This is a genomic window from Vibrio gallaecicus (assembly GCF_024347495.1).
GTDB lineage: Bacteria > Pseudomonadota > Gammaproteobacteria > Enterobacterales > Vibrionaceae > Vibrio > Vibrio gallaecicus.
In genome coordinates this window covers 1,100,563-1,121,514 of record NZ_AP025490.1, presented here as the reverse complement: position 1 = coordinate 1,121,514, position 20,952 = coordinate 1,100,563, and the positions used below count along the sequence as shown (strand labels likewise).

Annotated in this window: 15 protein-coding genes; 8 read left to right on the top strand and 7 right to left on the bottom strand. The window is 40.8% G+C overall.

The annotated features are described in order from the left end of the window. Positions 1-149 precede the first annotated feature (149 nt). The 5 genes from dinG (at position 150) to OCU78_RS04970 (ending at position 4,968) form a co-directional block, all read left to right on the top strand. Positions 150-2,225 carry an ATP-dependent DNA helicase DinG gene (dinG, locus tag OCU78_RS04990; protein ID WP_137372459.1) on the top strand — a complete coding sequence of 692 codons (2,076 nt, stop codon included), beginning with the start codon at positions 150-152 and terminating at the stop codon, positions 2,223-2,225. Positions 2,226-2,290: 65 nt separating this feature from the next. Continuing rightward, the gene (locus tag OCU78_RS04985; RefSeq protein ID WP_137372458.1) at positions 2,291-3,070 is read left to right on the top strand and encodes a TSUP family transporter; all 780 of its coding nucleotides are present in this window, start codon (positions 2,291-2,293) and stop codon (positions 3,068-3,070) included. A 12-nt stretch (positions 3,071-3,082) separates the two neighbouring features. Beyond that, positions 3,083-3,631, top strand: a complete 549-nt coding sequence (locus OCU78_RS04980; RefSeq protein WP_137372457.1) for a primosomal replication protein — start codon at positions 3,083-3,085, stop codon at positions 3,629-3,631. Beyond that, positions 3,621-3,791: a pleiotropic regulatory protein RsmS gene (gene rsmS / locus OCU78_RS04975; RefSeq protein ID WP_137372456.1), complete on the top strand. Its 171-nt coding sequence runs from the start codon at positions 3,621-3,623 to the stop codon at positions 3,789-3,791. The genes OCU78_RS04980 and rsmS overlap by 11 nt, the downstream gene beginning before the upstream one ends. A gap of 43 nt (positions 3,792-3,834) precedes the next feature. Next, a complete protein-coding gene (locus OCU78_RS04970; protein ID WP_137372455.1) occupies positions 3,835-4,968 on the top strand; it encodes a ribosomal protein uL16 3-hydroxylase in 1,134 nt (377 codons plus the stop codon). Positions 4,969-5,134: 166 nt separating this feature from the next. Here OCU78_RS04970 and OCU78_RS04965 read toward each other — a convergent pair whose 3' ends face one another. After that, complete coding sequence (locus OCU78_RS04965; RefSeq protein WP_137372454.1) at positions 5,135-7,252, bottom strand: methyl-accepting chemotaxis protein; 2,118 nt, start codon at positions 7,250-7,252, stop codon at positions 5,135-5,137. A gap of 229 nt (positions 7,253-7,481) precedes the next feature. On the opposite strand from OCU78_RS04965, the gene xthA reads away from it, so the two are divergent. After that, complete coding sequence (xthA, locus tag OCU78_RS04960; protein ID WP_137372453.1) at positions 7,482-8,288, top strand: exodeoxyribonuclease III; 807 nt, start codon at positions 7,482-7,484, stop codon at positions 8,286-8,288. Between the two features lie 92 nt (positions 8,289-8,380). Here the strand turns inward: xthA and OCU78_RS04955 are convergent, their stop codons facing one another. From OCU78_RS04955 to OCU78_RS04930, 6 genes are all read right to left on the bottom strand, one after another. Next, positions 8,381-11,101: an ImpA family metalloprotease gene (locus OCU78_RS04955; protein WP_137372452.1), complete on the bottom strand. Its 2,721-nt coding sequence runs from the start codon at positions 11,099-11,101 to the stop codon at positions 8,381-8,383. 173 nt (positions 11,102-11,274) lie between these two features. Next, on the bottom strand, positions 11,275-11,952 hold the full coding sequence (locus tag OCU78_RS04950; RefSeq protein WP_137372451.1) for an ABC transporter permease: 678 nt from the start codon (positions 11,950-11,952) through the stop codon (positions 11,275-11,277). Between the two features lie 2 nt (positions 11,953-11,954). Beyond that, on the bottom strand, positions 11,955-12,695 hold the full coding sequence (locus tag OCU78_RS04945; protein ID WP_137372450.1) for an ABC transporter permease: 741 nt from the start codon (positions 12,693-12,695) through the stop codon (positions 11,955-11,957). Positions 12,696-12,783: 88 nt separating this feature from the next. Further along, complete coding sequence (locus tag OCU78_RS04940; RefSeq protein ID WP_137372449.1) at positions 12,784-13,554, bottom strand: ABC transporter substrate-binding protein; 771 nt, start codon at positions 13,552-13,554, stop codon at positions 12,784-12,786. Positions 13,555-13,676: 122 nt separating this feature from the next. Further along, complete coding sequence (locus OCU78_RS04935; RefSeq protein WP_137372448.1) at positions 13,677-14,447, bottom strand: ABC transporter ATP-binding protein; 771 nt, start codon at positions 14,445-14,447, stop codon at positions 13,677-13,679. Positions 14,448-14,690: 243 nt separating this feature from the next. Beyond that, a complete protein-coding gene (locus OCU78_RS04930; RefSeq protein WP_137372447.1) occupies positions 14,691-16,172 on the bottom strand; it encodes a hypothetical protein in 1,482 nt (493 codons plus the stop codon). 436 nt (positions 16,173-16,608) lie between these two features. Between OCU78_RS04930 and OCU78_RS04925 the strand changes: the two genes are divergently transcribed. After that, the gene (locus OCU78_RS04925) at positions 16,609-18,150 is read left to right on the top strand and encodes a DUF3360 family protein (RefSeq protein WP_137372446.1); all 1,542 of its coding nucleotides are present in this window, start codon (positions 16,609-16,611) and stop codon (positions 18,148-18,150) included. 338 nt (positions 18,151-18,488) lie between these two features. Then, positions 18,489-20,765, top strand: a complete 2,277-nt coding sequence (pflB, locus tag OCU78_RS04920; RefSeq protein WP_137372445.1) for a formate C-acetyltransferase — start codon at positions 18,489-18,491, stop codon at positions 20,763-20,765. Positions 20,766-20,952 lie beyond the last annotated feature (187 nt).

Genomic DNA, 20,952 nt, shown 5'->3' with positions numbered 1-20,952 from the left:
AAAGTGGGGAATTTTTTTTTTATTTTCCAATAGTTCACTTTTTTTTTGTGAACAAGATCTAGATTTACTCCAAAAGCAATCAATTTTGCAGAAAATGAACAGCTTAGAGTTATGTGCTACTATCTCAGCTCAGTTACGTAGGTCACAGTATGCTAAGCACTAAAATCCAGAATTCCATTCGCACCAGTTATCAAAACCTTCAATCACAGTTGGACAACTTTGTACCTCGACGAGCCCAAAACTACCTAGTAGCCGAAATTGCAAAGACACTTTGCGGGCAATACCATAAAAGTAGCCGCATAATTGTCGCAGAAGCTGGCACTGGTATTGGTAAGTCCTTAGCTTATTTAATGGCGACCATCCCTGTTGCTGTGCTTAACAATAGAAAAATTGTCATTTCAACAGCCACTGTTGCCTTACAAGAACAGCTTGTGAATAAAGACCTTCCTTTATATAGAAGGATTACCGACCGAGAATTCTCATTTATATTGGCGAAGGGTCGCAAACGCTACTGTTGTGCAGAGAAACTTGCAGCCGCGAGTGGGACTGATGGCGGTCAAATGGCCATATTTGAGTCCAAGCCAAAGAAGAAAGACATTGAGCAATTGCAGACCATGTATACCAGCCTTGCACAAGGTAAATGGGATGGTGATAGAGACTCATGGCCAAAACCAATAGATAATTCGATTTGGCAAATGATTGTTAGTGATAAGCATAGTTGCAATAACAGTATGCCGACTCATCGTGATTGCCCTTTTCAAAAAGCTCGCTCTGAGCTAGATAAAGCCGATGTTATTATTGCAAACCACAGCTTAGTGATGGCTGATGCTGATCTTGGTGGAGGTGTTATTCTTCCTGAACCAGAAAATTGTATTTATATTTTCGATGAAGCTCATCACCTCCCTCACGTTGCAAGAGACCATTCATCTGCAGCCGCTAGTTTAAAAGGTGCAGCTTCCTGGCTCGAAAAGTTGAATCAATCCATCAGTAAGCTTTCTGGTCTAGCTGATGAGAAACGAGTATCTCGGTTTAGAAACGAACTTCAAGATTCTGTTCAGCAACTCATTCCGACATTAAGCCAACTAAGCAAACGCTTTGATGCTTCTCAATTTGAAGACGGTATCTATCGTTTTGAATATGGAGACCTGCCAGAGTGGTTGGAAAGTGAATCCAAAGATCTCAAGCAACTCACACAAAAAGCGAGCCAAGCCGTCGCAAAAATCGCAGACCTTATTGCTGAACGAGTCAAAGATGGTGAGCTTTCAGCAAAACTCGCTGAGCCAGCATTGGCTGAAATCGGCTTTTATATACAAAGAACTGAAAACCTAGCTCAAGTTTGGAAACTAATGGCAGAGCCTAAACGGGATAAAGGTGCGCCTTTAGCACGATGGCTTGAGATAAACAAAGAACGTGAAGGTGATTTTGTCGTCAATGTTTCACCTTTGGAAGTCGGCTGGAAACTTGATCAACAAATTTGGAGCCGGTGTGTTGGTGCTGTGCTTGTTTCGGCTACTATGAGGGCACTGAATTCTTTTAGTTTCTTCTGTCACCAGGCTGGAATCAGCCAAAAGTCGGAAGACGGCGTACAATTTTTAGCTCTAGCTTCACCTTTTGATTATCAAAACCAAGCTGAGCTGATCGTACCTGCGATGAAATATGAACCTCAAGCGCCTCAGTTTACAGAATATCTTATTGAAATATTGCCTAAGGTAATTGAAGACAAACAAGCGAACCTCGTTTTATTCTCTTCTTACTGGCAAATGAACCAAGTTGCAGAATCATTAGCAACAGATTTCGTTAAACGCAGCTGGGCTCTACAAGTACAAGGCGACACATCAAGAACTGAAATTCTAAAAAAACATAAAAAGCTTATTGAGCAAGGCAAAACCAGTATTCTTTTTGGTACGGGAAGCTTCTCTGAAGGCTTAGATTTACCCGGAGAATTATTAGAAAATTTAGTGATCACTAAGATTCCATTTGGTGTACCATCCTCGCCAGTTGAACGAGCGCATTCAGAATATATTGAATCTCGCGGTGGAAACCCTTTTATGCAAATCACGGTACCTGAAGCAAGTAAAAAACTTATTCAGTCCGTAGGTCGATTACTGCGCAAAGAGAGAGATTCTGGTAAAGTCACGATCCTCGACAGACGCATTGTCACCAAACGCTACGGTCAGTCTTTATTAGACTCGTTACCACCATTTAAAAGAACAATAAAATATTAAATTTGACCTTAATATCGCAGGGTCTAGAAACTACAACACTATAATAATGAGAATTTAAGAAATTTATGGAAATGATTGAACCAACAATGCTGGTAGTGCTTGCACTCGTTGCATTTGCTGCTGGTTTCATTGACGCTGTCGCTGGTGGCGGTGGAATGTTAACGGTTCCTGCTCTTCTTTCTATAGGATTACCGCCTCATATTGCATTAGGTACTAATAAATTAGCGGCTACCTTTGCATCATCTACCGCGGCTTTTACTTACTACCGGAAAAAGCTTTTCAAGCCAGAGTGTTGGATCAACGCCTTTATAAGCACTTTAATTGGAGCCACTATCGGCACACTTGCGGTTAATGCGATCAGTACTGAATGGTTAGAGAAAGTATTACCTCTCATTATCTTAGCAGCGGCAGCTTATACTATTTTCCATAAGACGCCTGACGCTAATCAAAATGTTTCTCCAAAGCCCTGCCCTACCCTAAAGAAAAAACAGATTATCCAAGGTTCTATTCTTGGATTTTATGATGGCGTTGCAGGACCTGGAGCAGGCGCATTTTGGACCGTAAGTTCAATGGCTTTATATAAGCTAAATATTTTGCTGGCGTCTGGTTTAGCGAAAGCCATGAACTTCACCAGTAACTTTACCTCTTTAGTCACTTTTGCGGTTCTTGGGCATATTGATTGGGTGCTTGGTTTAACAATGGGTGTATGTCTTATGGTTGGTGCGTTTGTTGGCGCTCATTCCGCGATTCGCTTTGGCGCAAAATTCATTCGCCCTGTATTCGTTACCGTTGTGAGTATTTTAGCCATTAAGCTCGCCTATGAAGCATGGTTCGTCACACTTTAAGGTAAGAAGTCTATGAGTCAGCTTTCTGAACTGAAAACCTTATTAGATACGTTAATTGGACATTGCTCGCAGGTCGATAAAGCAAGAGGTAGGTATCATCAACCTCTTTTCGATCGTACTTTATTTAAAAGCGGTGCTCATTTACTTCTTCCATGTGCGTTAGAAACTCAATCAACTTACCAGACTATTTTACGTGAGCAAGCTAGCTCACAACTTACTCCGACGAGAGCGACTTATTTATCTGAAAAGTTAATGAATCAAATAGCAGCAATTCAACGTGAACTAGCAAACCACGATTTAAGACAAGATCGTCCGTTAAAATCGGCGAAAAGCCCTAATCAGCTGTATAATGATCTCGCTCAGCATCAAGATTGGCATAGACGCTTAACTCAATTAGTGAGCCAACGACAGAAAGCATGGGAAAATGCTCATAAAAGCCAGAAATCCAGTACTGAAAAAGCGCTTATTACGGCTAAAGAACGATTAGAAAGATGTTCAGATTCGATGAAGGATATTGAGCGTTTGATTAACTTAGACAAACCTAGGCGACATGATGACTGACAAAACTCCTTCTCCGCTAGATGACGCACCTGAAGAGGTCAAACTCGCAGTTGACCTTATCTACCTCTTGGAAAGTAATGACATCGACCCACAAGTCGCTGTTGCGGCCCTTGAGATTGTCCAACAAGATTTACAATCTAAACTAGCACCTAGCACCTAGCACCTAGCACCTAGCACCTAGCACTCGACTATATAGGATACACATGTACCAACTAAGCTTTTCTATGCCTGAATTCCTTGAAAACTACTGGCATAAAAAACCCACTATTCTAAAAGGTGGCTTCCAAAACTTTATTGACCCGATTTCTCCAGAAGAGCTAGCGGGTTTATCGATGGAAGAGGAAATAGATTCTCGATTCGTTTCTAACTTCAATGATGAATGGACGGCTGAGCACGGTCCATTTGGCGAAGAAAAGTTTAGTCAGTTAAGTGAAAGTCATTGGCAGCTTATTGTGCAAGCTGCTAACCACTGGCATGAAGGTGCAAACCAACTTACAGAAGCTTTTACATCACTTCCTAACTGGTTATTCGATGACCTCATGATCTGCTACTCGGCTATCGGCGGTGGCGTTGGTCCCCATATCGACCAATACGATGTATTCATCATTCAAGGGCAAGGTAAACGCCAATGGCGCGTTGGTGCAAAAGATGTAGGTCAGTACAAAGAGACTTGCCGAGCTTCTGCATTGAGACAGATTGAAGGCTTTGATGCCATCATCGACGAAACTTTAGAGCCCGGTGATATTTTATACATCCCGCCAGGTTTCCCACATGAAGGTAATACTCTAGAGCCTTCAATGAGCTACTCAATTGGCTACCGCTCTCCTAAAGAACAAGAGCTTATCAGTAACTTTGCTGATTTCGTTCTAGCTCATGATATGGGTGATGTACACCTTCATGATCCTGAATTCAAAACTCAAGACACTTACGGAAAAATCCGTACGTCTGATCTAGCGAATTTAACTACTATGTTGAAGTCGGCATTAGAGCAACCAGATACCGTTAATGATTTCATGGGCTGTTTGCTAAGCCAATCTCGCCACCAACTCAATATTGTGGCTCCAGAGCCATTATGGAAACCTGAAGAAGTAACACAGCACTTAGAGTCTGAAGGAGAAATCTACAGAGTATCCGGTCTAAAAGCGCTTTATCATGAGCATGAAGATAAGATGGCTTATATTAATGGTGAGGTAATTAAGGTGGCTGATGAAGACACTGCATTCCTTAATACTCTCTGTAACCAGCCTGTTATTCATTCTGGAATCACGATGAGCCAAGCTTCAATATCACTTCTGACGGACCTAGTTAACAAAGGTTACTGGTTTATTGAAGACTAAGATCAATTTCAGCGGCAAGCTTTAGCCCTCTTAATTGATACTAAGCTGTAGTTGATATCAAACAGAAAGGCGAACTTCATAATGAAGTTCGCCTTTTAATTTATAGAATAATATTTGAAGTTTCACAGTGCTTAAGCTGGCCTGACATAGTGTCATTAAACTATGCTTAAACTTTAAACTGATTCACTAAATCTTTTTGCTGATTCACCAGCTGGTCGATCTCTTGACCAACCTGCTCTGAAGAACCTGCATTTTCCAAAATCTGAGCACTCAAATCTCGGATATTTGAAACACTTTGATTCACTTCACCAGATACTGACTGCTGTTCTTCAGCCGCTCGTACAATCTGGTTATTCATATCACTGATTGCCGCTATAGATTCAAAAATTGCACTTAAATCTTGAACTGCTTTTTGAACATGTTCAGCGGTATCATTGGCGAGCACATTGCCTTCTTGGATGGCTTCTACCACATCTTGTGTACCAGCATGTACTTTACCAATTACTTCACGAATTTCACCCACTGAAGACTGTGTCCGGCTTGCTAAATTTCGAACTTCGTCAGCAACAACCGCAAAGCCTCGCCCTTGCTCACCGGCCCTTGCTGCTTCAATTGCAGCATTAAGTGCCAGCAAGTTAGTCTGCTCAGAGATCCCCTCAATAACGGTCAAAATTTCGGTGATATTGCTGTTATTTTTTGCGAGATCTTCAACAATAGGAACAGCACTCGACATTCTGTCTACCAGCTTAATCATTTCTTCTGCTGAAAGCTCAATTACTTGCTGGCCTTGTTTCGCTGACTGGTTTGCTTGTGTGGCAGCTTTTACTGCAACTTCTGCATTTTGTACCACTAACCCTGAAGTCTGTGTCATTTCTTCAGAAGCCGTAGCCACCAAGTCTACTTCTTTAAACTGAGATTCGCTGCTGTATCTAGTTTCTGAAGCTGTTGATTTCGCTCTAGTGGTAGTTTCAGCAACTTGCTCTGTCGTTTGAATAACTTGTTTAATCGTATGCTGGAGCTTATCTAAGAATAAGTTAAAACCTTGAGCAAGCTGACCAATTTCATCTTGGGATTTAACATCTAATCGTTGAGTTAAATCACCTTCACCTGAAGCAATATCATTTAGCCTCGCCACCACTTCTCGAATCGGCTTAACAATAGAAAGAGAAGCAATAAAGATAACGGCTAAACCAATCACCACAAATAATGAACCTGCAAGTATCTCCGTTTTAATCCCATCTTCAACTTTATGGCTAATAATACCATCAAGCCTTTCCGCATCTGCGATCACACTTGAACGAGGCATTTCAAATAGCACGCCCCAAATTTGGTTTGCCGAACGCACAGGTGCGAATGAAATCAACCATTGGTTATCTTCACTCCACTGGGTTGTCACTTCTTCGCCGAAAAGGAGATCCGTCATTGCATCACTTGAAATTTGTTCGCTAGAGAAAGCACTTCCCGCTGGTATTGACGCATTATCAGTTGCGATAACTGAACCATCTAAACTCACAACATACACTGCGCCACTGCCGTTAAATAAACTTTCATCAGTTTCACGGATGATCCCAGTGAGTCCATCAAGTCGTAAATCAATCCCTAAAAATCCAACAGACACACCATCAACAACGATAGGGACAGATATTGATGTCGCAAGAATACGTCCCAGCTCAGTTTCAATTAGCTTCGGCGTACTAACACAAGTTTCCCCACTTGAAATAGGACAAAAGAAGCGCTCGCTATTAGCACTATCATTAAACGTTTTTTCAGATATTACATTAGCTAAAACGTTCTTTCCGTTATCTGAAACTTTCCAATAGGGAGCAAAACGACCAACTTCATTGGATCCAACGTAACCAGCATCAACATAGTTATCATCTTCGCCATCAAGCATATTCGGCTCAAACACCAAATATGCTCCTTGAATGGAGTCAAAATTAATAACCGATTGTCGAACCATTTCATCAAGTGCAGTCCGTAGTTCTTCACTAGGTGTGAAGTTTTCTTCCGCATTATTCTTTAAAAATAATGCTGTAGCAGACAGCATTTCAGCTCGATGCAAAGCTTCATCTATATATTGTTGAACTTCTTTTGAATTTAGCTGTGATACGGAAGCCAATAGTTGTTGGGACTTGTCGATAACCGACTCAGAACTCAGCGTTTTTATGACTTTTTGATTAGAAGTGGCGTTGTATATGGAAAAGCCAATGAGGGATAAAGAGGTAATCAGCAGGCAACAGCCCGCCAGTAAGGTAATTTTCCACTGTACCGAGAGAGATCGCATTGTTGTACATCCTTATAATAAGCCAAATGACTTCCATAACCTTATGAATAGCTTAGTCCTTGATTACACCATATTCATTTGATAGATCATACTAAAGTTTACATAAATGTTAATAAGAGTAACTAACTACGTTGACTATCAATATATATTCGCTCCTTTATTGTCGCTCTACACCACTATAAGATGCTAGTATTTCTCTAATTCTCACTGTTTCCATTTAAGGATTTTCATGAAAGTCATCAGCTTTAATATCAACGGTCTACGAGCTCGCCTTCATCAACTTCAAGCAGTCATCGACAAACATCAGCCCGACGTAATTGGCCTTCAAGAAATCAAAGTTCATGACGAAGCTTTTCCTATCGAAGACGTAGAAGCAATGGGCTACAAAGTTTACTTTCATGGTCAAAAGGCGCATTACGGCGTAGCCATGCTATGTAAGCAAGAACCTATTTCCGTTCAAAAGGGCTTTCCAACAGATAATGATGAACACCAAAAGCGCATGATAATGGCGACATTTGAAGACGAAAATGGTGAGAAAGTAACGGTATTAAATGGTTACTTCCCGCAAGGGGACAATGTTAAACACGAAACCAAGTACCCGTATAAACGCCAGTTTTACACCGATTTAATGACCTATCTAACAGAGCATCACACTAAGGAAGAACAAGTCATCGTAATGGGCGATATCAACATTAGTCCTATAGATGCGGATATTGGTATTGGTGAACCAAACGCGAAACGTTGGCTAAAAACAGGGAAATGTTCATTCCAACCAGAAGAACGTGAATGGTTGAAAACGCTCATGGATTGGGGATTTGAAGACACTTTCAGAAAATTGTACCCAAGCGTAAACGACCAATACTCTTGGTTTGATTACCGCTCTAAAGGCTTCCCTGATAACCGCGGTTTACGAATTGATGTGGTTCTTGCGACTCCAAAGCTCGCCGCTAAATGTATTGAAGCAGGCATTGATTATGAATTAAGAGGAATTGAAAAACCTTCTGACCACGCTCCAATTTGGTCCACATTCAAATAATAAAGCCTCTATAGATACCAGAAAGTAAAATCCGCATATAAGAAAAAAAGGGAAGCACATCTGCTTCCCTTTTTATTTCGTTTTTTAATAACTCAGTTTAATGGCCAGCTATTCGTACCATTTATACTGACAGGTTTTACCGCAAACTCATCAAGGCAATAGCCTTGGTTAGAAGATGCGAAGTAGTTAAGCGGCATTTCATTCAAGTTTAAACTCGCCACTTGCTCTTTTGCCTTATCACTAAAGCTAAAGCCCCACATATCCAAATAATTACGCATATCATGCTCAGAAACATAACTTAATGCGACAAGTTGCCAATCGTCATTATTCAAGTCATTAGCCTCTTCACGTGTATAGCTCGCGAAACCTATTGTTCCTTTGCGAGTATTCCAAAGCTCATCACTCGATTTCAATCGATTGAACTCACGTTCGATTAGATGTAAACGACCCAGTAAGTGCCAACCATTGTTTAATACATTTTGATTCTGAGTAGACATCATCATTTGAATATAAACTCTGGCTCCCCAACTCCAACTTGTTTGGTTTTGAGCTGCCATGAAAGCATTAGGATCAGCTTCTAGGCGGCTTTGTTGTAATAACTCAAATTGTCCTTTGAAATCTAAACCCTGACATGCTGATACCGCACCTTCATCCGCATAGTATCGAGACTTACTGTAGTAGGAATAGTAGTTAGTCGTTGAATGACCGTCCCACCCAGAAAATCTAAATCTGCTTTTTTCTAGACCATGCCCTAACTCATGCAAGTCACCATGACCTAAAGGATTGAAATTCCAATAAGCATCGTATGGGTTTCCTGAACAACCATAGCCGCAGGTCGCTTGATCGGCATTCATATGTTTTACGATATCAATTGTTTGAATTTCCCAGCCTTGATCTTTCCCGTACTGATGGATTTCTTGGATATTTGTAATTCCGGGTCCTTCAAAACCAGCTAAAGCATGCGGTAAGTCATGAACATACTTTTCCGTTGCGGCTGCCATATCTTCAGGTTTAGCCCAATTAGCTGGGCTCACAGATTCTTGCATTTTTTCTAACTTAGAGTGAACTTCAAAGCCAGGAGTGATCAGTTCAGCCCAATCAAATTTAGCTTCAGCAAGTTGAGCAACAAAACTTTCATTGTCGTTATCACTGCGCCAAATTGGATGCTGAGCGATATTTTCAAACCTTAATTCAACATCAATGTCATTCGTATCAAAGTGAACTTGCACCGTCCCGCCATACGCAGATGTTAGTGAAATCGTTTCTCCAGGTTCTACTCGATAGCTTGTTGAAGTCAAAAATTTAGGTCTGGCATAACCATCTGTAGAAAACTCATGTGTCGCACCACTTCGCAAGCTATTAATAACAATAGAAGTCGCTACTGAGTTTTGATCAACCCTAGTCACTTTAAAAGTTTGCCCTGGGATAACGTACACACCGGCAGAACGGAAATTACGTTTAGATTCCATTTGTACCGTTTTATTTAACCTTTCGATATCCTTGAACGACTTCGTGCTGAAGTTACCTAAATCAGGCTGGGCAGCATTTAACTCTCGGCTATGGTACAGAGTGTAATCTGAATAATAAGACTTCAGAAAATCAATAGTACGAGTTGATTCTTTATCCATTGGGAAAGAAACATCTTGGCGGTATTTGTCAGCCAATAAGATTAAAAGTTTTTCATATTGGTAATCACTCGTTGCAAACAGATCAACCTTATTTTTATCTAACGCTGTTAAATGCTGCTGTATGCTTTGTGCCGCTGGATAAAACTGATCAGCCATCAATGATGCATCAGAACATGATTTGTCATCACACTCTTGAAGATTAACTGTGAAGCTTTCATCATGAAACTTCTTCAACAATTCCTGCTGCAATGCTATCGACTCAGGAACCTGATCGATTAATTGAGTCGAATCCCAGTTAGTTAAGCCCAGCTTCCTCCAGTAATTATCACCCACATAGGTAATATTCATCAGTGAAAATAGTTCATTACCTAACTCCGTCATTCCACCATCTAAGTGAAGATATAAAACAGGAATTTTTTGTTCAAAAGCTAAACGCACACCATCAAGTACATTATCAATATCATCTCCTGAATTTAATTTTTGAGAGATAATCAATAAATCAGGTTTATCCGCAATACACTGAGATAGTTTTTGCCCGTCACATTGATCATCAGCATTAATAGAAGTCAGCCCAAGGTTATTTTCAGTTAACCATTTGCGGGTTGCTCCATCATCAGGAAAGTAATGAGATTGATCCATCTGGGCAAGCACAATATTCTGTGGCTTATCATTCGAGCCGGAAATCCAAGAAACTAAGTTGAGAAGCCAAGTTTCCATTTCAGGGTTAACGGATTCAGGAAAACGCTGCTGGGTACGAAAAGGATTGCTCGCCAGAGCTGCGTAACGGGAGCCATTACTTTGAAAACCTGCAACACCGATCACTAGCTCTTGATCTTCGTAACCACTGATCATTGCTTTGTTCGTTTTCAGTATCGCGTCATTGAAACCATATGTTGGAGTGATGATTGCAGTATCGTGGGTAGGATCCCAATGCAAATTTGATAGAACAGTACCATCGCTAGCTACTGAGAGGTGACGCTTGATTTCAGTGTAGTCCGATTTATATTCTTCTACTAAACTCACACTCGCTTCAATTAGCTCATTTGGTTCCTCAACGAGCGACGCATCACCAGTATCAAGAGCTTGTTCCACTGGAGTCTTCGAAACCGAACTCCCGCCCCCGTCACTTCCGCCACAACCAGAAATTACCAATGCTAAAATGCAAATCAGACCGTATTTATTCATTACTTTTTCACACATTAAAAAATTACGCCGAGTGTAGCCACAGTTTCAATTTGGTCAATCTATATAGTGCACCGAATTTATATTTCTGAATTAAATTAACAATTTCAAATGTGGCTCTTAAGAAAAATAAGTTTATAAAACCAAAAACAGCGCCCAGAGGCGCTGTTTTTTTATTAACTAAGAGGTCTTAAATAAGCAAGGAAACGTTTCTCTGCATATTTAAAAATCGCAATGATGATAAACGTCAGCCCCATGTAGAACAAACCAGCCGTCAAAAACGATTCAAAAGGCGCATAGTAACGTGAGTTAACCAGTCTTGCTGCACCGGTTAAGTCCATAATTGTTACAATGCCTGCAACAGCTGAACCATGCAGCATGAAAATAACTTCGTTACTGTAAGCCGGTAAAGCTCTGCGTAATGCACTCGGCAAAATAATTCGTCGGTAAGTTTTTGCTGTGCTCATTCCATACGCTTTTGCTGCTTCTACTTCACCTTTAGGTAAACCATTAATAGCACCGCGTATTATCTCGGCTGTATAAGCAGAGGTATTTAAAACAAACGCGACAAGTGCGCAAAACCAAGCATGCTCCCAAAGTGTATCTTTTACTGGGAAAAACTGATCCATACCATAATAAATTAGGTAGAGCTGCACGAGTAATGGCGTACCACGGAAAAAGTAGATAAATGACCATGACGGTGCATTAATCAGCATGTTAGGGCTATTACGTGCAATAGCTAATGGAATTGCAATCGCTAAACCAAGAACCAAAGCTAAGCATACAAGCCAAGTTGTCGTCCACAAACCGTCAAGGTAAATAGGTAGGCTTTCAACTATCAATGAAAAATCCATAGTTACCTCGCGTGGATACTAAATTTGCGTTCAACAAGCTTTAATGCGCCTGTCGATACACTAGTAAAGAATAAGAAGATCAAAGCAACGGTCATATAAAAAGTAAATGGCATTTTCGTTGAACCCGCAGCTAACGCACTGACTCGAACCATATCTTCTAACCCGATGATAGACACTAACGCTGTTGTTTTTAGCAATACCAACCAATTGTTACCAAAACCAGGTAATGCATGTCGTATCATTTGTGGTAGTAAGATTCGGCGAAATGCCAATACAGGGCTCATACCGTAAGCTTTTGCAGCTTCCATTTCTCCATGATCAACCGCCATAATTGCACCACGGAAGGTTTCAGCCATATAAGCGCCAAAAATAAAACCAATGGTTAATACGCCAGCAACAAATGGACTTACATCAATATAATCAGGGAGATAAGACGTCCACTCATGGTTTGGATCACTCGAAGTAAACCATTCATTTAACCACTCATTGATGGAGTACAAACTGTTATTTAAAAGGATTTGTCCACCAAAGAAGATCAGCATCATCAACACTAGGTCAGGAATACCGCGAATAACAGTTGTGTAGAGTGTTGCGATTGCACGAGCCCAGCGGTAAGGCGCTAGCTTTGCTAATGCTCCTAGCATCCCAAGAACCATGGCTAAGATCAGCGAAAGAAGGGCAACTTCAATGGTAAGCAGAGCCCCACTTAAAATAGAGGCTTCGTAACCTTGTAAATCAAACATAATAAATTCCAACAAACAGCGAAAAAGTTGGTAGAGATATAAATAGGGAGAGGCTTACCCTCTCCCTACATACTTAACACTCTATGTATTATTGACCGTATACATCGTAGTTGAAGTATTTAGCCGCGATGTCTTGGTAAACACCTTTTTCACGTAATGAAAGGATTGCTGCATCAAGTTTTTTAGTTAGATCTTTATCTTGTTTACGCAGTGCAATACCAAAGCCATCACCGAACCATTTAGGGTCAGTAAGTGATGGACCTACGAATTCGTATGCTTCACCACCAGCTTTATTCAGAACACCTTCTTCAAGTGCAGAGGCATCACCTAAAACGGCAACTACACGACCATTAGCAAGGTCTAAATATGCTTCATCAAAAGAACCGTAACGAACAATGCTTACTTTGTCGCCGTAGTTATCTGTTAGATACTTATCGTGAGTTGTTGCACGCTGAACCGCAATTTTTTGACCACTTAGATCATCAAAATTAATGCCTGCGCCTTTTTTAGCGATAAATTTGTTTGGGATAAGAGCGTACTTACCTGTGAAGTCGATTTTCTTTTTACGTTCTTCAGTAATAGACATTGCTGCGATAATTGCATCGTATTTACGAGCAAGCAGTGATGGAATAATACCATCCCAATCTTGAGCAACGATCTTACACTTCACTTGCATTTCGGTACAAAGTGCGTTTGCCATATCGACATCAAAACCTTTTAGAGAACCATCGGCTTCTGTCCAGCTAAATGGAGGGTAAGCACCTTCAATACCAAAACGAACTGTTTTCCATTCCTTAGCTTGCGCTACGCCCGTTGCAGCTGTTGCAGCAAGTGCTGCTACTAATAACCACTTTTTCATATCCCTATACTCCTGTGATTGAGATTGTATTTCTTATGTTGTGTTTTATTGTTAGCACAATACTTAATCGTTTAAGTATTGCTGTTTTAATTTGATGTCGATTTACAGAGGAGAACGAATCCTTAGTAAATAGATGATATAAATTGTTGTAAGCGTTCAGACTCAGGCTGCGTAAAGAGTTTAGCTGGATCACCCTGTTCTTCCACTAATCCTTGGTGTAAAAACATCACATGGTTAGATACGTCACGGGCAAAAGCCATTTCGTGTGTCACAACTAACATAGTTCTGCCTTCTTCAGCCAAGTCTCGCATTACGCCAAGAACTTCACCGACTAATTCTGGATCAAGTGCAGACGTTGGTTCATCAAATAGCATAACTTCAGGATCTACAGCGAGTGCTCGTGCAATTGCTGCACGTTGCTGTTGCCCGCCAGACAAGTGACCTGGGTAATAATCTTTACGTTCGTACAAGCCGACTTTTTTTAGTAACAACTCTGCATTTTCAATTGCTTGAGCTTTAGGTACACCAAGTACATGAACAGGCGCTTCAATGACATTTTCAAGCACCGTTAAGTGAGACCATAGGTTAAAACCTTGGAATACCATTGCGAGACGAGAGCGGATACGCTGAACTTGTTTTTCATTGGAAGGAACAGAAACCCCTTGGCGATTGTTTTTCATTTGAATTAATTCACCATTAACCCAAATTTCGCCTGCAGTTGGAGTTTCTAAAAGGTTGATACATCTTAGGAAGGTACTTTTGCCTGAACCGGAAGAACCGATGATAGATACCACGTCTCCTTTATGCGCAGAAAGTGAAATCCCTTTTAACACTTCATTTTGACCAAACGTCTTATGCAGATCTTTTATATCCAGCGCTGGTACATCTTTCATGCGCTTTTTCTCCCAAGTTCTATGATAACTGCAAGGTACTCCGACCTTTTCATGCGATACAAACTAGCACCACGCGAAACAACATGCAACAAATTATTAACCTTGAGAATTAAGAATAAATAGCAATTCACTCTGATTGATTATGCAATAGGTAGCGTTTTCTTCTCATTTTGGTGAATAGTATTTATAAAAAAGCCCCAATCAAGGGGCTTTAATTAGTTTCAAAAATGTTACACAAGCAGCTTACTGTGCGCGTTGAACCGAAATGAATTTAGTACTTTTACTTTGTGCTTTAATTTCGACTCTTTTGCTTTCATCTAAAATTAACCCATGCGGATCATAAGCTGAATCTGATAGTGCAGTAGTATTAAAGCCATCAAGTACGAAACGAATATCTAAATCTTCGTCACTCTCTGTAAACCAGTAGTTTTGCTGTAAAGAGTAAGTTGTTAAATCAGAAGCATCTATCACTTCGATTTTTGGAACAATCACAGAATCTTGTGTAAAGCTGTAAATAGTATGCAATTGGGTATCAACAGAATTAGAATTTGGTTTTAGCGTAATACGCTGTATACCATTATCGACTGAACCAATGGTTATGCTATTAGTTAAATCAACAACTAGTGCATTATTAGCTTGGTTTGAAAGATTCGCATCTACATCGGCTAAAGTTGAGGTATTGAACAAATCCGACTCGTCTACACTAAGGGTCCAAGTATCGTCCATAGGAACATTTAGCTCAGCAGCCCAACTTGCTACAGGTGTACCTTCTGTTTTAGCGAACCATTGTTCTCCGTCGCGCAACGCACTTGTGTGATAGTAAGTATTTGTTGAGTTAGGAACAGTCATTAATACTTTGTCTGTGTTTTTGTAAACAACACCGATCTCTAGATCATTGTATACCACAGATGAAGGACGGCTAATTGTTTCACTAGAACCTGTATATGACATTTCAATACTGCCTGCATTCCAATCTTCAAATCCATATTGGAACAAACTATTATCCGCTCTGTACTGAGTGATAAGAGTAATATCCGTGTTCAAAGCTTGAAAATCAGTATTGATAACCACCTCAGGGTTATTTGAAGTTTCAGACTCTAGATCTGAGGTAAAATGATATGGAAAAACAGCTGAATCACCCGATGTATTGTCTGTTGTATTTAAATACCTTATCCCATTTTTTGTAATCTCAATTAGATTACTGCCAGTAGTACAGGATAACGATGGGATTGGGCTAACCGCTGTTAAAAGCATTTTTGACATATTATCAGCGTTAGCTTCAAGCAGTTCTTTTGAATAAGACGTAACGTAGACATCAAAACCTACTTGCTCTCGTATATTCAGGTAGCCACCATCAGGAATGTCATCAATGACAACGGTAACGACACCATCATTTACAAACTCTTGAGAGGAAGATTGTAATTCACCATCAGCGTCAGAATAAACAATTGATAATAAACTATTAAGAGAGTCTTCAATTGGTTTAGCAATCAAAGCCTTGGTTGTAATATCTTCGATACCGTTATTTTCTATGACCGTTCGAGTTCTATCGTAGAATTTACAAGAGGCAACTGTCGATGCATCCTTTTCTTCAACTTTTACGAATTCCAGATCAATCTTTGTTTTTGCTGGAGCACCGCCCCCGCCTCCGCTGCTGCTCCCGCCACAACCTGCCAATAGCCCTGTCATTACTGCCACAAGCGGCAACATTTTTGTTGTATTCATTTTTATATCCCTGTCGGTGGCAACAGCTCGCCAAAATTTAATCACTATCAATAAGTAAGCAAATAATACGCCAATAATTAGTTATTTATTGTCTTATACGTTTAAAACTTAGTCTTTCGAGTATAAACGTCAAGTTATGAAAACAAATTACACTTTTATTCAACGCACATATAACTAATTGAGCATTTATGTAGCTTTCTTTCACATACACTCATAAAGTGATCAAGATCAATCACCCTAAAGGGTAAGCTTGTTAGACTCCAACGCAAAGTTAAGGTACTAAAAAGTACCAAACATTTCTTTCAACTTAGCTATATTAAGCACATGCATGACGTGCAACAGCTATTTGGCGGTTGAGTCATAAAGGAAATACCGCAGGATGCGGGTTTATAGAATTCAATTTTAGAATTACTAACAATTAAAATATGAGGAATCTATGTCAGACGTTGTCAACAATAAGAACTCTGAAGTAGAAGAGAAAAGCTATCAAGAGCTTCACCGACCTGCATCTGAGTTTGAAAACCGCTCAGATTACCTAGACCACGAACTGCAAATCATGAAGCCACGCCGCTTCGGGTTGAACTTGCCAGGTCGTGATTTCCGTTTTGAACTTGAAGATTTGGTTCCTGCACTTGCTGGTACTATCGGCATTATCGCGATGTACTCAGCAGTAATGATGTCTTGGGCTGATGGCCTGACTCAAGCTTGGGATCACGTGAACCTTGGTAAAGAGTTTGCAATTGAAGTAGCTCGTGTAGAAATGCTTATCCCTGCACTACTTTTCTGTATTCTTGCCTCTGGTTTCTTCAACCCTAAAGCAAACCTTGCCGGTAACCACGGCCCAATGATCCCTCTTATCGGTACCATCGCTTTAGCTGGTGCTCACCCTCTTGCATTGGCAATCCTTATCGGTGTCTTCGGTTTAATCCTAAGTTTCCTAAAAGGCGGCTCTAAACTTGTAAACCTCACTTCCGAGGGCACAGCAGGTGGCTTGCTCATTTTCTTAGGTCTCACCGGTACCATGAGCCAAATTAACTCAATTCAAGCTTGGGCGGTTGGTCTTCAATCTTCTACGGTTGAAGCTGGCAGCATGGGTTACGTGGGTTTAATTGTTCTTGCGATCACTATTGCTATCTACGCTTTCTTAGCAAAAGTAAACAAGCGTTGGTTAGCTATCCCAGTTTGTGCGTTCACAGGCCTTGCTATTGCACTTGTACTAGGTGCTGGTTTCGATATCGTGTTCGAAACTGAAATGGGTATTCCTAACCTAAACCCAGTTTACTGGTGGGGTTCTACTTCTGAAGGTTGGATGCTTGGTCTACCAAACGTAGAGCACTTCATTGCTTCTCTACCGTTTGCAATTCTTGCTGTTGCTATGTGGTCACCTGACTTCCTAGGTCACCGTATCTTCCAAGAGCTGAATTACCCGAAAAGATCTGAAAAAGTACTGATGGACGTAGATGACACAATGACTATGTGTTCTGTTCGCCAAATGGTTGGTACAGCAGTCGGTGGCGGTAACATCACTTCTTCTTGGGGTACTTACATGATCCCAGCGGCAATCGCGAAACGTCCAATCCCTGGTGGCGCAATCTTACTTGGTTCTCTATGTATCATTGTTGCGATTCTTGGCTTCCCTATGGATGTTGCAGTATGGCCACCAGTGATGCGTGTTGCGCTACTTGTTGGTGTATCACTACCTCTTCTTGAAGCTGGTATGCAAATGGTTAAAGACTCGAAAGACTCTCAAGCTGCTGGTATCTGTATCTTCGGTTCTGCAGTTGTTAACCCAGTATTAGCATGGGCACTGACGATGCTTCTTGATAACAACGGTCTAATTGGTGATAAAGAGCGTGCGAAGCGCCTATCATTTGTAGATAAGATTGTTATCCCAGTTGGTGTACTCGTTATCTGTTTAGTCGCTATGCTTGCAGTTGGTATGCTTGAAAGTCAATATGGTCTAAAGGCTTGGCTATAATTTGGTCTAAATGCATGGCGGATACGTAATATAAGCAATATTTGCTATGCAGATTAAAAAATAGTTTGGGTGGTATAGCCTACCACCCAACTTTTTTAGTTAATTTTCAACTTTTGTTAGCATTTATTGATTTAGTTTAAGTTTTGCAAAAAAATTTTAGCGTATTCTTGAATACATAGAAATGAGACACCATTTAAAGTAATAATGACAATATATATAATCATATGAAATAAATGTGATAATACATATTGTTATTAATAAGAGTGTACTACCCATACGGGGCACTGGCTCAACAGTGTTAAAGTACTTGTTTTTTCTACTAAAAAGGTAGGTATGTCATGGCAGAGCAATTTGCTAAAGCTTGGGAAGATTTTGCTGCAGGTGAGTGGCAAAGCGAAGTAAACGTTCGTGATTTCATTCAAAAGAACTACACGCCATATGAAGGCGACGAGTCTTTCCTAGTTTCTGAGGGTACTGAAGCGACTAATACGCTTTGGGCTTCGGTAATGGAAGGTATCAAACAGGAAAACGCAACTAAAGCACCTGTAGATTTCGATACATCTGTTATCTCTACCATCACTTCTCATGATGCAGGCTACATCCAAAAAGATCTTGAGACTATCGTTGGTCTACAAACTGAAAAACCACTAAAACGTGCAATCATCCCTAACGGTGGTGTGCGTATGGTTGAAGGTTCTTGTAAAGCATACGGTGAAACTCTTGACCCTATGGTTTCAAAAATCTACTCAGAATACCGCAAAACACACAATGCTGGTGTTTTCGATATCTACACACCTGACATCCTAAAATGTCGTAAATCTGGTGTTCTAACAGGTCTTCCTGATGCTTACGGCCGTGGTCGTATCATTGGTGATTACCGTCGCGTAGCACTTTACGGTATTGATTTCCTAATGAAAGACAAGCAAGCACAGTTTGCTTCTCTTCAAGAGCGTTTCGAAAACGGTGAAGACCTTTCTGCAACTATGCAGCTTCGTGAAGAGATCTCTGAGCAACATCGTGCTCTAGGTCAAATCAAGCAAATGGCAGCAACTTACGGCTTCGACATTTCTGAGCCAGCTCAAAATGCTCAAGAAGCTATCCAGTGGACTTACTTCGGTTACCTAGCTGCTGTTAAGTCTCAAAACGGTGCTGCAATGTCTCTTGGTCGTACTTCGACTTTCCTAGATATCTACCTAGAGCGTGATATTGCTGCTGGCATCATCACTGAAGTTCAAGCACAAGAAATGATCGACCACTTCGTAATGAAGCTGCGTATGGTTCGTTTCCTACGTACTCCTGAGTACGATGAGCTATTCTCTGGCGACCCAATCTGGGCAACAGAGTCTATGGGTGGTATGGGTATTGATGGTCGTACGCTAGTAACGCGTTCGAACTTCCGTTTCCTTAACTCTCTATACACTATGGGTCCTTCTCCAGAGCCGAACATCACTGTTCTTTGGTCTGAGCAATTACCTGACGGCTTCAAACGTTTCTGTGCGAAGGTATCTATTGATACTTCTTCTATCCAGTACGAAAATGATGACCTAATGCGTCCTGACCTTGAGTCTGATGATTACGCTATCGCTTGTTGTGTATCGCCAATGATCGTTGGTAAGCAAATGCAGTTCTTCGGTGCTCGTGCTAACCTTGCGAAAACAATGCTTTACGCAATCAACGGCGGCGTTGATGAAAAACTGAAAATGCAAGTTGGTCCTAAGTCTGACGCAATTACAGATGAAGTTCTTAACTACGATGACGTAATGGGTCGCCTAGACACATTCATGGATTGGCTAGCTAAGCAGTACGTAACTGCGCTAAACAGCATCCACTTCATGCACGATAAGTACAGCTACGAAGCATCTCTAATGGCTCTTCATGACCGTGATGTTCGCCGTACTATGGCTTGTGGTATTGCAGGTCTGTCTGTTGCTGCTGATTCACTATCTGCAATCAAATACGCAACTGTTAAACCAGTTCGTGACGAAGATGGCATTGCAACTGACTTCGAAATCGAAGGCGATTACCCTAAATACGGTAACAATGACTCTCGTGTAGATGATATTGCTTGTGAACTTGTTTCTACGTTCATGAACAAGATCCGTAAGCTTAAGACTTACCGTAATTCTATTCCTACACAGTCAGTTCTTACTATTACATCTAACGTTGTATACGGTAAGAAAACGGGTAACACTCCAGACGGTCGTCGTGCTGGTGCTCCTTTCGCTCCTGGTGCTAACCCAATGCACGGTCGTGATGAGAAAGGTGCTGTAGCGTCACTAACGTCTGTTGGTAAACTACCGTTTGCTGATGCACAAGATGGTATCTCTTACACTTTCTCTATCGTGCCAAATGCACTAGGTAAAGAAGAAGATAGCCAACGTGCTAACCTTGCAGGTCTAATGGATGGTTACTTCCACCACGAAGCTGGTATTGAAGGTGGTCAACACCTTAACGTGAACGTTCTTAACCGCGGTACTCTAGAAGACGCAGTTAAGCACCCAGAGAAATACCCTCAGCTAACAATTCGTGTTTCTGGTTACGCTGTTCGCTTTAACTCTCTGACTACAGAGCAACAAGCTGACGTAATCGCACGTACATTTACTGAGTCTCTATAAGCTTCATGCTAATTAGACAGTAAAACTAATATTAGCCCTGCCAATGTGCGGGGCTTTTTTATGTTTGAAGAATATTAGTCTCTTTGTCTGTGCTATTTGAAATATCAGTTTGAGTAAAAAAACACTGTTCTATCCACTTTTATTTCACATCAAAATTCGAATTACGGTACTATCTTGGTTCATAATT

Bases quoted from the DNA above. Each gene is read 5' to 3' on its own strand.
- dinG (WP_137372459.1), top strand. From the start codon at position 150: ATGCTAAGCACTAAAATCCAGAATTCCATTCGCACCAGTTATCAAAAC.
- OCU78_RS04985 (WP_137372458.1), top strand. From the start codon at position 2,291: ATGGAAATGATTGAACCAACAATGCTGGTAGTGCTTGCACTCGTTGCA.
- OCU78_RS04980 (WP_137372457.1), top strand. From the start codon at position 3,083: ATGAGTCAGCTTTCTGAACTGAAAACCTTATTAGATACGTTAATTGGA.
- rsmS (WP_137372456.1), top strand. From the start codon at position 3,621: ATGATGACTGACAAAACTCCTTCTCCGCTAGATGACGCACCTGAAGAG.
- OCU78_RS04970 (WP_137372455.1), top strand. From the start codon at position 3,835: ATGTACCAACTAAGCTTTTCTATGCCTGAATTCCTTGAAAACTACTGG.
- OCU78_RS04965 (WP_137372454.1), bottom strand. From the start codon at position 7,252: ATGCGATCTCTCTCGGTACAGTGGAAAATTACCTTACTGGCGGGCTGT.
- xthA (WP_137372453.1), top strand. From the start codon at position 7,482: ATGAAAGTCATCAGCTTTAATATCAACGGTCTACGAGCTCGCCTTCAT.
- OCU78_RS04955 (WP_137372452.1), bottom strand. From the start codon at position 11,101: ATGAATAAATACGGTCTGATTTGCATTTTAGCATTGGTAATTTCTGGT.
- OCU78_RS04950 (WP_137372451.1), bottom strand. From the start codon at position 11,952: ATGGATTTTTCATTGATAGTTGAAAGCCTACCTATTTACCTTGACGGT.
- OCU78_RS04945 (WP_137372450.1), bottom strand. From the start codon at position 12,695: ATGTTTGATTTACAAGGTTACGAAGCCTCTATTTTAAGTGGGGCTCTG.
- OCU78_RS04940 (WP_137372449.1), bottom strand. From the start codon at position 13,554: ATGAAAAAGTGGTTATTAGTAGCAGCACTTGCTGCAACAGCTGCAACG.
- OCU78_RS04935 (WP_137372448.1), bottom strand. From the start codon at position 14,447: ATGAAAGATGTACCAGCGCTGGATATAAAAGATCTGCATAAGACGTTT.
- OCU78_RS04930 (WP_137372447.1), bottom strand. From the start codon at position 16,172: ATGAATACAACAAAAATGTTGCCGCTTGTGGCAGTAATGACAGGGCTA.
- OCU78_RS04925 (WP_137372446.1), top strand. From the start codon at position 16,609: ATGTCAGACGTTGTCAACAATAAGAACTCTGAAGTAGAAGAGAAAAGC.
- pflB (WP_137372445.1), top strand. From the start codon at position 18,489: ATGGCAGAGCAATTTGCTAAAGCTTGGGAAGATTTTGCTGCAGGTGAG.